Origin of the sequence: Paraburkholderia aromaticivorans, from assembly GCF_002278075.1 — a bacterium.
GTDB lineage: Bacteria > Pseudomonadota > Gammaproteobacteria > Burkholderiales > Burkholderiaceae > Paraburkholderia > Paraburkholderia aromaticivorans.
Genome location: NZ_CP022990.1, coordinates 1,373,753 through 1,386,072, shown reverse-complemented (window position 1 = coordinate 1,386,072; position 12,320 = coordinate 1,373,753). Strand labels below are relative to the sequence as shown.

The following is a 12,320-nucleotide window of genomic DNA, read 5'->3' as shown; positions in this document are numbered from 1 at the left end:
GGACACTCCTTTAGCGGTTTTGCGGGTGGGACTCGTCGTGCTGGCTGTCGAACACGCGCCAGCAGATCATCAGGCAGCCGGAGGTGAGGATGAACCACGCGAAGATCCACGCGTAGATGAACGGCACGCCCAGCACGAAGCGGTCGACGGAAGCCACCCAAGGCAGCAGGCCGATCACGCCCAGATAGGGAATGCCGAGTCCGATAAACAGTTTGAGCACCTCGATTCCTCGCAGCGTGAAGTCATGGGCGCGCGCGGCCATCAACTCTGGCAGTCGCGCAAGGACAGGCAATCGGTGTAAGTAACGGCCGGTACTCGCAGTGTTGCCGAACAAAAAAACTGAACCATAGAGCCAGTTCTCAGGAGTCGATGAGTCCAATTCAGCAGACGCCGCAAAGCGCGCGCCACCCGCGCCGCGGCCCGGTTCATGATCCGTATTTCCACGTGCTGCACCAGGCGAAAGCACGGCACTGGACCTACCGGCCGGACACACCCCCTGCCTACAATTTCCTCACGGATCGCCAGCCGATGGCGGCGTCTCATGCCTTATCGAAAGTCATCCAGGAGGAGAGAGCAATGGCACAAACACAGACCCCACTGCAGCACGTCACGGCCGACACGCTGGCCGCGTTTTCCGACGCGTTCAATCGTCATGACGCTAACGCGTTGATGACCTTCATGACGGAAGATTGCGTATTCGATGCGGCAGGCGGTCCGGAAGTCTTCGGTACGCGCTTTGTTGGCCGCGAGGCCACGCGCGCGGCATTCGAAGCGGTGTTCAAGACCTTTCCCGATGCACATTGGGGCAAGGGCCGCCACTACGTGAGCGGCGAACGGGGCGTGTCCGAGTGGGTATTCACGGGAACGCACGCGGAGGGCTGGCGTATCGAGGCGGAAGGTTGCGACCTGTTCGAGTTTCGCGACGGCCTCATCGCGGTGAAGCGGGCTTTCCGCAAGGAACGTCCGAAGCAGAACCTCGCACGCTGACCGGGAGCTTCACATGGAGCACAGTGAAATCGAACGCGTCGCGCAAGGCATGCCGTCCCGCCGCGATGACGATACGCGCTACGATCCGGCGTACGACCCGCTGGTGTCGCCAGGCCCTGGCTGGGGCAAGCAATACGCGCCGACCTACTGGGTCGCGACCGCGGGCACGCCGCCCGAAGACGACGGCCCGATCACCGCGGACGTCGACGTGGATGTGGCGATTATCGGCGGCGGCTATACCGGGCTCGCTACCGCGCTTTGTCTCGCGCGGGAGCACGGCATCAAGGCGGTCGTGCTGGAAGCCAACAAGACGAGCTGGGGTTGCAGCAGCCGCAACGGCGGGCAAGGTCAGAACGCCTCGGGCCGGCTGTCGCGTTCCCAATGGATCGAGCGCTGGGGTAAAGACGTCGCATTGAAAATGCACGACGAGATTCAGGAAGGGTTCGATAACTTCAAGTCGCTGATCGCGGAGATCGATTGCGATCCGCAACCGGGCGGCCATTTTCTGATTGCGCACCGCCCGCGCATCATGCAGAAGCTCGCAGCCGAGGCCAAAGTCTGGAAGGACGTGTTCGGCTACCCGTCCGAACTGATCGACAAGCGCACCCTCCAGCGCGAGTACGTCAACGACGCGGAAGCGGCCGGCGCGCTTCACGAGCCGGAGGGCATCGGCATTCATGCGTTGAAGCTCGCCTTCGGCTATCTGCGACTTGCCCGTGAAGCAGGCGCCAGGGTGCATCCGGCGAGCCCCGTGCTCGGCTGGGAAACCATCAACGGCGTGCATCATTTGCGTACGCCCGGCGGCACCGTGCGCGCGCGGGCGGTCGGCATTGCGACCGGCGCGTACACGGCGCAAACGCTGCACCCTTCGCTGCGCAGCCGCGTCATGCCGATCCTGTCGAATTCGATGGTCACGCGCCCGCTCACGAAGCAGGAAATCGCCGCGTGCAACTTTCGCACGACCCAGGTGCTCACGGATACGCGCACGTTGCGCTTCTACTATCGTTTCCTGCCGGACAACCGTTTGCAGATCGGCAGCCGTTCCGCGATCACCGGCGCCGATGCGCCGAATTCGCGCCACTACGATCTGCTGGTGGAAGGCATGGTCCGCAAGTTTCCGGCCTTGCGCGGCGTCACGATCGATTATTCATGGTGGGGCTGGGTGGACGTCAGCCACGACATGATGCCGCGCGTGTATCAGCCGGATCCCATGCAGACGGTGTACTACGCGCTCGGCTATGGCGGCAACGGTGTGTCGTATTCGCAGCAGGCCGGCCGGCGGCTCGCCGAACGCATTGCGGGAAAGGGCGCGAAGCAGACCTTGCCGATCTTCACGTCGCCTTTGCCCGGACATCCGTTCGCGCCGTTCCGGCGGATCGGCCAGCGGATGCTGTATCAACTCTATTTCCGCCGCGACGAGAAACCCTGACCCGCCGTGTCGCGCGCGGTTCGAATCTTGCCGCCCGCATGGGGCAAACGGTGCACACTTGCACCGTGCGCCAGCGGCGCGCGGTGCTTCATCACAAATCATCCGGCGAGACGCCGAAGCGTCCTCGCCCCATCCAGTATTGAAGACGTCGGGCCCGGGCGGCTGCGCAGGCAGACCGGCCCGGCTCGCGATCGGATGACGGAACGTGGAGGTGACATGCAGCGATCTACAGAAACAACGGAATTGAAGGCGGGCCTCAAGCAGCGCCACATGACGATGATCGCCCTCGGCGGCGTGATCGGCGCGGGGCTCTTCGTGGGCAGCGGGGTGGTCGTGCAGCAGGCCGGCCCCGCGGCGGTATTGTCGTTTCTGATCACCGGCGCGCTGGTCGTGCTGGTCATGCGGATGCTCGGTGAAATGGCCTGCGCGATGCCGGCCGTCGGCTCCTTCTATGAATACGCGCGGCTGGCGTTCGGCGGCAAGCGCGCCTCCGGCAATCTGGCCGGCTTTTTGACCGGCTGGATGTACTGGTACTTCTGGGTCATCGTCGTCGCGGTGGAGGCGGTCGCGGGGGCGAAACTCGTGCAGTTCTGGTTGCCCGATGTCCCCGCGTGGGCGATCAGTCTCGTCTTGCTCGTGACGCTCACCGCAACCAACCTGGTCTCGGTCGGCAGTTACGGTGAATTCGAGTTCTGGTTCGCATCGATCAAGGTCGCGGCGATCATGGTGTTTCTGTTTCTCGGCGGCATGTATGTGCTGGGACTGTGGCCCGCGTCGAAGCATGTCACGGAGGTGCTGCCGACGCTGCTCTCGCACGGCGGCCTGATGCCCAAAGGAATCGGACCGGTACTGAGCGGCGCGGTCGCCGCCACGGGCTTTTACTTCGGAGCGGAAATCGTCACCATCGCGGCGGCCGAGGCGCAGGAGCCTGCGAAGGCGGTCGCCAAAGCAACCAATTCGGTGATCACGCGCGTGCTGGTTTTTTATGTCGGCTCGATCCTGCTCGTCGTTGCACTCGTGCCGTGGAACTCGCCGAAGATGGCGACGCCCTATGTGAGCGCGCTCGACGCAATGGGTATTCCGGCCGCGGCCAGCGTCATGAACGCCATCGTGCTCACGGCGGTGCTGTCGGCGCTCAATTCGGGACTCTACGCGGCGTCGCGAATGATTTTCGCGTTGACGCGCCACGGCGACGCGCCCGCCGCGCTCGCCAGGGTCAACCGCCGTGGCGTGCCGGTGCGTGCAATTCTGATCGGCACCGTATTCGGCTATGCGTCGGTCGTGATGTCGTATGTCTCGCCGGATACGGTGTTCGCGTTTCTGGTGAATTCGTACGGCACGGTGGCGATTTTCGTCTATGTGCTGATTGCGATCTCGCAACTAAAGCTGCGCGCCCGCATCGAGCGGGATGCGCCGCAGACGCTGCGGGTGAGGATGTGGTGCTACCCGTACCTCACGTGGGTCGCGATCATCGGCATGGTCGGCATTCTGGTTGCGATGGCCTTCATTCCGGAGCAACGTCAGCCGCTATGGTTCGGGGTCGCGAGCCTGGGCGTGCTGCTGCTCGCTTATCCGCTGCGAGGCCGCAGGAGCGACGCCATTTTCGGCGAGCCGGAAACGGTCGAGTACCGGCACCATCATCGATAAAAAACGAGATGATTTGTATCGAAAAAAGAAAGTGCGTATGATGGACCGGCGAGGCCGCGCTGCCTGACCGGGCGTCGGCCACCGTCGTGGCGAAGTGCGGAGGAGACCATAGTGACCGATATCGTGACAGGCAAACCGGACCGGATGGTCCCGGTGCGCACGCTGTTTGGCATCGATTCAGGCTTGATGGTGCCGGCCTTCAGCGAACGCGATGACCACGTTCCGGAAGTCGACGAGGCATACCGCTTCAATCCTGAAGTGACGCTGGCGATTCTCGCCGGCTTCATGCGCGAGCGCCGCGTGATGGTGCAGGGCCTGCACGGCACGGGCAAATCGACTCACATCGAACAGGTTGCGGCCCGGCTCAACTGGCCGTGCGTGCGCGTGAATCTGGACGGGCATATCAGCCGTCTCGACCTGGTGGGGAAAGACGCCATCATCGTGCGCGACGACCTGCAGGTCACGGAGTTTCAGGAAGGCATCGTGCCCTGGGCGTTGCAACGGCCCATGGCGCTGATCTTCGACGAATACGACGCGGGCCGTCCCGACGTGATGTTCGTGATCCAGCGCATTCTCGAGCGCGACGGCAAATTCACGCTGCTCGATCAGAATCGCGTGATTCATCCGCATCCTTATTTCCGGCTGTTCGCTACGACCAATACGGTCGGCCTCGGTAATCTGAATGGGATGTACCACGGCACGCAGTTGCTGAATCACGCGCAGATGGACCGTTGGAACGTCGTGGCCACGCTCAACTACCTGCCGCGCGCCGAGGAGGCCGGCATCGTGCTGGCACGCGTGCCGGAGCTCGCCGACGAGGCCGGCCGCGCGCTCATCGAGTCGATGATCAGCGTCGCGGAACTGACGCGCAAAGGCTTCGCCACCGGCGATCTGTCCACGCTGATGTCGCCGCGCACGGTGATCGACTGGGCGGAGAATTGCCAGATTTTCCGCGATCCGGCCATGGCGTTTCGCCTGACCTTCGTCAACAAATGCGACGAGGCCGAACGGCCCATCGTGGCCGAGTATTTCCAGCGCTGCTTCGATACCGAACTGGAAAGCGCGGCCGAGCGCGAGGCGCGCTCGACGGTGGCGCAATGACCGCCGCGCGGCGGCAAGCCACCCGCCGCGCGGAGCAGCGTCAGAACCTGTGCGCGGCGACGGTGCGGGCGTTGACCGGGGATGCCGCGTTGCATTACCGCGCCGGCCGTCTATGCCGTGGCCTGCGTCCATTACCGCTTCATGCGCCGCATCTGCGTACGGACCCGCAGGTGGACGATCTGGTTTCGTTGCGCGGCGCGGCGGACGGCGCCGCGTTGCGCCTCACCCATTCCGATGCGATTCTCCACGCGAGCTTGTGTCCCGCCGGGCCGGTCGAGCGGCTCCTGTTCGAGCTGTTCGAGCAACTGCGTTGCGAAGCGCTCGCGCCCGCCAGCATGCCGGGGCTCGCGCAGAATCTGCGTCATCGCTTCGAAACCTGGTCGCGCGCTTTCCATCGTGCCGGCTTGACCGACGGGCACCTGGGCATTCTGTTTTTCACGGTGGCCCAGATCGTCTGGTCACGCCTGTCGGGCTGGCCCGTGCTGGAAGAGACGGAAGGTTTGATTGAAGCCACCCGCGCCGCAATCGCTCCGACGCTGGGCGTGCCGCTCGCGGCGCTGCGGCGGCATCGGTTGGACCAGGAGAGGTTCGCGGTTCATGCGCTCGAACTGCTTCGTCTCGTCAGCCAGATGATGCGTGACGCCCGTGCGCAGTCTGTCGAAGAAGACGAGCCGGCGCCGGAAGACGACGAAGCCGTGCGCGCCATGTTCGCCCTCTGGTTCGATACCGACGAAGGCGAGCAGGTCGACATGGGTCTCGCGGCCACCGGCGACAGCCGTGTTCTGCGCGACGCCGGGCATCGCTACCTGGCATACACCACGCGCTACGACCGCGAGCTGGTGCCGGGTTCGCGGATCCGGAGCGAACTGCTCGCCGAGTATCGCGACCAGCTCGACAAGCGGATCGCCGCGCAGCGCATCAACGTGCCGCGGCTCGCGTATGCGCTGAAGGCGGCGCTCGCGGTGCCGCAGCGCGATGGCTGGTCGTTCGGTGAAGAGCAGGGCCGTATCGACGGCCGGCGTCTCGCGCAACTGGTCAGTTCGCCGGCCGAGCGGCGTCTGTTCGTGCTCGAACGGCACAAGCCGCTGGCGGATTGCGTGGTGAGCTTTCTCATCGATTGTTCGGGGTCCATGCGAACGTATATCGAGCCGGTGGCGATGCTGGTCGACGTGCTCACGCGCGCGCTCGATCAGGCCGGTGTCGCAAGCGAGGTGCTGGGTTTCTCGACCGGCGCATGGAACGGCGGCCGCGCCCGGCTCGACTGGCTGGCCGGCGGCCGGCCGCATCATCCGGGCAGGCTCAACGAAATCGCTCACCTCGTCTTCAAGGATGCCGCGACAAGCTGGCGGCGCGCTCGCGCCGACATTGCCGCGTTGTTCAAGGCCGATCTGTTCCGCGAGGGGGTGGACGGCGAAGCGGTCGACTGGGCCTGCGCGCGGCTGCGTGCGCGCGCCGAGGCGCGGCGCATTCTCGTCGTGATCTCGGATGGCAGTCCGATGGACAGCGCGACCGCCCAGGTCAACGACCCCTACTATCTCGACAATCACCTGAAGCAAGTGGTGGCGCGCAACGAAGCCGCGCGCGACGTCGAATTGCTCGGGCTCGGCGTCGGACTCGATCTGAGTCCGTATTACCGCCGTTGTCTTGCGGTCGATCTGTCCACGCCGCCTGACATGGCGCTGTTCGGCGAACTCGTCGGATGGATCGGCGCGCGCCGGTAGCGTGGCTGTCAAGCTCGCGCGTCAGCGGACCAACTGCCGCAACGCATGCAGGATCAACGAAGCGCCGATCACCACCAGAATCGCGTACGCGATGCGGCGCGTCATCACCCCCGACAGCGGCGGCGGATACTGGCGGGCCACCATCGTCATGAGCGCGACGACCGGGACCGCGAACGCGGCCTGCATCCAGAGATCGGCGTCCAGTTGGCCCTGGTATGCGCTGAACAGCGTGCGGGTGATCGAGGTCACCGTGAAAATCAGAATCAGCGCGTAGCGGATCTGCATGAGCGAGAGCGGCTGACGATAGAACTGAAAAATCAACGGCGGCCCGGATACGCCGAACATGCCGCTCAGCAGGCCGCCGAACAGGCCGCTGACGAAAAAACTGCGATCGCCCGAGCGGCACGCGAGCGGGGCCGGACGCAGCGCCGCGCTCAGGCCGCCGTACAGCACCACGGCGCCGAGCAGCAGTTGCAACACGCTGGACGCCGCATGGCTTAGCAGATTCAGGACCAGCACGCCCACCACCACGGAGGGCAGCACGCCGAGCGTGGCGGCCCCTACCGCGCGCCAGTCGATGTGATGGAATTTGCCGGGCAAGGCGGTCGCGCTATTGGCGAGTGTCACGAGGCTGAGCAAGGCGGCGAGACTGGTCACCGGCGCCAGTTCGAGGCCGCTGGCCGCGCCGATGACGATCATGCTCAGGCCGAAGCCCGTAATGGTTTGAAAATAGCTCGCCACACCCATCAATGCGAGGAGAGGCAGCAACTTCTGAACGATCATGAATGAGACGGTGTGAGGAGCGCGGTGGGAACAGTGAGCGCGGCTTGCGCCTGAACCGCGGTGACGGCCGTCACGTAGTAGATGTCGTCGGCGCTGCAGCCGCGCGACAGGTCGTTGGCGGGCTTGCGCAAGCCCTGCAGCAAGGGGCCGATCGCCTTCGCGCCGCCGATCCGCTCGGCCAGCTTGTAGCCGATGTTGCCGGCCTCGAGACTCGGAAACACCAGCACGTTGGCGTGGCCTTCCACCTGCGAGTGCTTGACCTTGCGCAGCGCGATTTCGGAGACGATCGCCGCGTCGAGTTGCACGTCGCCGTCGATCGCGAGATGCGGGCGGCGTTCCTGCACGATGTGTGTCGCGTTGACCACTTTGTCGACGGCCGCATGGTGGGCGCTGCCGCTGGTCGAAAACGACAGCATCGCCACGCGCGGTTCGTCCATCAGCAGGCTTTTTGCGCTGTCCGCGGCAGCGATTGCAATCTCCGCGAGTTGGCCTGCATCCGGTTCCACCACGAGTGCGCAGTCGGAAAAAATCAGGCCGCCCTTGAGCGTGTGGAACGGCTCGCACAGCATCATCAGAAAGAAGCTCGACACGAGCTTGAACGAAGGCGCGATGCCGATGATCTGGATCGCGGTGCGCACGACGTCGGCGGTGGTGTTGACGGCGCCGGACACGGAACCGTCAGCGTGGCCGAGACGCACCATCAGGTTCGCGAAGCAGAGCGGGTTGAGGATTTCGCGCTGCGCCTGTTCTAGCGTCATGCCTTTCTTGCCGCGCAGTGCGAATAGTTCGTCGGCATAGGACGGTGCGAGCGCCGACGCGGCGGGGTCCACCAGTTCCATACCGGACAGATCGACGTCGAAACGGGCCGCGGCCTCGCGGATGCGCGCAGCGTCGCCCGCGAGCAGAATCCGGGCAATGCCTTCGCGGCTCGCGCGCTGGGCCGCCTGCAACACGCGTGGATCTTCGGCCTCGCTCAGCACGATGCGCATCGGCGAACGGCGCGCTTGTTCAATGATGCGATTGATGGCTTTCATGGCAGTGGCCGATTGAGGAGATAGCAAGACTCGCAACGAAGCAGCCGGAGACAGAGCGCCCGCGCCGGCGCACTCTGTTTCCGGCCTGTGAGCGCGGCGGGCTCCGTTCACCTGAGCACGGAGGCCGCCGTCGCCTGACACGCTCAGACGTAGTCCTTGTACTTGTCGAGCATGCGCACGGGCTTGGAGAGCGCGTCCCGGCGGAACGGATCGCCCAGTTCACGAGTGCACATGATCTCGATGATGGTGGTCTTGCCGCGGTTCATCTGCGCGTCGATCGCGCGCTTGAGCGCGGGGCCGACATCTTCCAGGCGATCCACCACGATGCCCTCGGCGCCCATCGCGCGGGCAATCTCCGCGAAGCTCTGGTTATCGAGCTCGCCCGCCACGAAGCGGCGATTGTAGAAGTCCACCTGGTTCTTCTTCTCAGCGCCCCACTGGCGGTTATGGAACACCACCGCCGTCACCGGAATGTTGTGGCGTACGCAGGTCATGGTTTCCATCAGGCTCATGCCCCATGCGCCGTCACCCGCATACGAAACGGCCGGGCGGTGCGGCGCCGCGACCTTGGCGCCGATGATGGTCGGAAACGCGTAGCCGCAATTGCCCCAGCTCATCGCCGCGAAGAAGCTGCGCGGCTTGTTAAAGCGCAGATAGCTGTTGGCCACCGAGTTGATGTTGCCGATGTCGGTCGACACCATCACGTCTTCCGGCATGGCTTTTTCCAGTTCGCGCAGCACCTGGCGCGGATGAAGATAGGCGCCGCCGCCGGGCGTGCGTTCATGCTTCTGTTCCTCGATCATGTCGAGGCTGTAGGCGTCGCGTTCGTGCGTCCACTCGTCGAGCTCCTTCTCCCAGGCCGCTTTTTCAGCCGCGATCTGAGCGCCGCGCTCTTCGCGCGTAGCGTCGCAGGCAATCTTGCGTCCGGCGAGGCGCTCGGTCAGCGCGACGGCGGCGGCCTTCGCATCGCCGCAGATGCCCACCGAGATTTTCTTCACAAGGCCAAGCATCTTGTGGTCGGCATCGATCTGAATGATCTTCGCGTTGGTCGGCCAGTAGTCCAGGCCGTGCTGCGGCAGCGTGCCGAACGGTCCGAGACGCGAGCCGAGCGCGATTACGACATCGGCACGCGAGAGCAGCTTCATCGCGGCCTTCGAGCCTTGATAGCCGAGCGGGCCGCACCACAGCGGATGGTTGGCCGGGAACGAATCGTTGTGCAGGTAGCTGTTGACCACCGGTGCGTTCAGACGCTCGGCGAGCGCCTTGCATTCTTCGATCGCATCGGCCATCACCACGCCGCCGCCGGAAATGATCACCGGGAACTTGGCTTGCGCGAGCAGCTCGGCCGCTTCGTTCAGACGTTGCTCACCGCCCGCGCCGCGATCGAGACGCTGCGGCTGCGGGATTTCCACTTTGACCTGACCGTAAAAGTAATCGCGCGGGATATTGAGCTGGGTCGGCCCCATTTCCGCCATCGCGCGGTCGAAGCAGCGCCCCGTGAATTCCGCCATGCGGGCCGGATGCGTGACGTGGCCCTGGTATTTGGTGAACTCCTGGAACATGGGCAGTTGCTTGGCTTCCTGGAAGCCGCCCAAACCGATACCCATGGTGCCGGCTTCCGGCGTGACGATCACCACCGGGCTATGCGCCCAGTAGGCGGCCGCGATGGCGGTGACGCAGTTGCTGATGCCCGGGCCGTTCTGGCCGATCACCACGCCGTGGCGTCCCGATACGCGCGAGTAGCCGTCGGCCATGTGGCCGGCGCCTTGCTCGTGCACCACCGGAATCAGGCGGATGCCCGCGGGCGCAAAAATGTCCATGGCGTCCATGAACGCGGAGCCCATGATGCCGAACATATCGGTCACGCCGTTGGCCGCCAGGGTTTCGACAAACGCTTCCGACGGCGTCATGGCCTGCGGGCCGTCGACACGATTCTCGGCGGTGACGTCGCGCGGGGAAGGATTCTGCTCGCTCATGGGGTGTCTCCGATTCTCGAAATAAGTGGAACAAAAAATACCGAAAAATGCTTGGTGTCTAAAATGTAGGGCAGGCGATTCAGTGAGTCAACCTAAATTCAAATAAATGGAACGTTTTGTATCAAAAAAAGAGTGATGCATGCAGTGCGCAGGCCGTTTCGGCTCCGACTGCGGCGTCAGACGGCCTCCCACGGCGCCGTCACAGCCACGGCAACGAGTACGTTTTCACGTTGGTGAAGCTCTTGATCGCTTCCTGAACGCCTTCCTTGTAGCCGAGCCCCGAATCCTTGATGCCGCCGAACGGCGTCAGTTCGAGCCGGTAGCCCGGCACTTCGCGCACGTTCACGCTGCCCACCTGCAACTCGGCGATAAACCGCGTGATGTAGTCGAGCCGGTTCGTGCAGACGGAAGAGGACAGTCCGTAGTCCGACGAGTTGGAAATACGGATCGCTTCGTCGATATCGCGGAAGCGGATCACCGGCGAAACCGGGCCAAACGTTTCATATCGCACGAGCGGCATGTCCGGCGTGACGCGATCGACCACGGTCGGCGAATAGAGCGCGCCGCGGCGCACGTTGCCGAGCAGCAGTTTCGCGCCTCGACCGACGGCGTCGTTGACCTGGGCTTCGAAGAACTTCGCGGCCTCCTCGTCGATCACGGTGCCCATGTCGGTATCGGGATCGGTCGGATCGCCGTAGCGGATTGCGCGGCTCTTCTCCACCAGCAATTCGACGAAGCGCTCCGCCACCGCTTCATGCACGAGCATCCGCTTGATGGCGGTGCAGCGCTGCCCCGAGTTCTTGTACGAGCCGGAAACGGCCAGCGTGCTGGCCTCGTCGAGGTCCGCGTCTTCCATCACGATGATCGGGTCGTTGCCGCCCAGTTCGAGCACCGCGCGCCGGTAGCCCATCTTGTTCGCGATGGTTTTGCCGATGGCCACCCCGCCCGTGAACGTGATGAGGTCGACGTGGCGGTTCGTGATGAGTTCGTCGGCAATGTCTTTCGGCTCGCCCGTCACCACTTGAAGCATCTGTGGCGGCAGGCCGGCGCTATAGAGAATGTCGGCGAGCAGACAGGTGGACAGCGGCACCTTCTCGGACGGCTTGACGACGATCCGGTTATTGGTGGCAATAGAAGGCACGATCTTGTGCGCGACCTGGTTCATCGGATGATTGAACGGTGTGATCGCGCAGATCACGCCGAGCAGCGGGTCACGCTGCGTATAGACGCGGCGCGGTTTGCCATGCGGCGTGAGATCGCAGGAGAAGATCTGGCCGTCGTCCTTCAGCGCCTCATTGGCGCCGAACAGCAATACGTCGCTGACACGGCCTGCTTCGTATAGCGAATCTTTCTTGCAGAGCCCGGATTCGGCGGTGATCAGATCGGCGATTTCACCGGTCCGCTCGCGCACGATCTCCGCCGCGCGCCGCAGGATCTGCGCGCGCTCATAGCGCGTGAGGCTGGCGCGATAGGCGCGGGCATAGTCGAAAGCGTGGCGCACGTCGTCCACCGTGGCTTTGGGAACGGTGCCGACCAGTTCGCGCGTATAGGGGTTGAACACTTCAATGACTTCCGTGCGCGTGATTTTTTCACCGCCGATACGCATGGCCTCGTGCCGAACCCCAACAGGCGTTGCTGGTTT

General features: G+C 64.1%; 10 protein-coding genes. 5 read left to right on the top strand and 5 right to left on the bottom strand.

Annotation, left to right across the window (positions count from 1 at the left end):
- Nucleotides 1–10 precede the first annotated feature (10 nt).
- Entirely contained in the window at nucleotides 11–220 is a 210-nt protein-coding gene (locus CJU94_RS25890; RefSeq protein ID WP_095422798.1) for a DUF3311 domain-containing protein, read from the bottom strand.
- A 356-nt stretch (nucleotides 221–576) separates the two neighbouring features.
- On the opposite strand from CJU94_RS25890, the gene CJU94_RS25885 reads away from it, so the two are divergent.
- The 5 genes from CJU94_RS25885 to CJU94_RS25865 all read left to right on the top strand — a co-directional run bounded on the left by CJU94_RS25885 (nucleotide 577) and on the right by CJU94_RS25865 (nucleotide 6,885).
- Complete coding sequence (locus tag CJU94_RS25885) at nucleotides 577–987, top strand: nuclear transport factor 2 family protein (RefSeq protein WP_095421488.1); 411 nt, start codon at nucleotides 577–579, stop codon at nucleotides 985–987.
- A gap of 13 nt (nucleotides 988–1,000) precedes the next feature.
- Nucleotides 1,001–2,416, top strand: coding sequence for an NAD(P)/FAD-dependent oxidoreductase (locus CJU94_RS25880; protein WP_244221078.1), 1,416 nt, complete (start codon nucleotides 1,001–1,003; stop codon nucleotides 2,414–2,416).
- A gap of 216 nt (nucleotides 2,417–2,632) precedes the next feature.
- Nucleotides 2,633–4,063 (top strand): amino acid permease, encoded by a 1,431-nt coding sequence (locus CJU94_RS25875; RefSeq protein ID WP_095421487.1) that lies wholly within the window; start codon nucleotides 2,633–2,635, stop codon nucleotides 4,061–4,063.
- 144 nt (nucleotides 4,064–4,207) lie between these two features.
- On the top strand, nucleotides 4,208–5,164 hold the full coding sequence (locus tag CJU94_RS25870; RefSeq protein ID WP_244221087.1) for an AAA family ATPase: 957 nt from the start codon (nucleotides 4,208–4,210) through the stop codon (nucleotides 5,162–5,164).
- Nucleotides 5,161–6,885 carry a cobaltochelatase CobT-related protein gene (locus tag CJU94_RS25865; protein ID WP_095421485.1) on the top strand — a complete coding sequence of 575 codons (1,725 nt, stop codon included), beginning with the start codon at nucleotides 5,161–5,163 and terminating at the stop codon, nucleotides 6,883–6,885. Before CJU94_RS25870 ends, CJU94_RS25865 begins: the two co-directional genes overlap by 4 nt.
- 21 nt (nucleotides 6,886–6,906) lie before the next feature.
- On the opposite strand, the gene CJU94_RS25860 is transcribed toward CJU94_RS25865, so the two are convergent.
- The 4 genes from CJU94_RS25860 to phnY form a co-directional block, all read right to left on the bottom strand.
- Entirely contained in the window at nucleotides 6,907–7,668 is a 762-nt protein-coding gene (locus tag CJU94_RS25860; RefSeq protein ID WP_095421484.1) for a sulfite exporter TauE/SafE family protein, read from the bottom strand.
- The gene (gene pta / locus CJU94_RS25855) at nucleotides 7,665–8,702 is read right to left on the bottom strand and encodes a phosphate acetyltransferase (protein ID WP_095421483.1); all 1,038 of its coding nucleotides are present in this window, start codon (nucleotides 8,700–8,702) and stop codon (nucleotides 7,665–7,667) included. The genes CJU94_RS25860 and pta overlap by 4 nt, the downstream gene beginning before the upstream one ends.
- Before the next feature lie 143 nt (nucleotides 8,703–8,845).
- Nucleotides 8,846–10,678 (bottom strand): sulfoacetaldehyde acetyltransferase, encoded by a 1,833-nt coding sequence (gene xsc, locus CJU94_RS25850; RefSeq protein WP_208645410.1) that lies wholly within the window; start codon nucleotides 10,676–10,678, stop codon nucleotides 8,846–8,848.
- Nucleotides 10,679–10,877: 199 nt separating this feature from the next.
- Entirely contained in the window at nucleotides 10,878–12,284 is a 1,407-nt protein-coding gene (phnY, locus tag CJU94_RS25845) for a phosphonoacetaldehyde dehydrogenase (RefSeq protein WP_095421482.1), read from the bottom strand.
- Nucleotides 12,285–12,320: the final 36 nt, after the last annotated feature.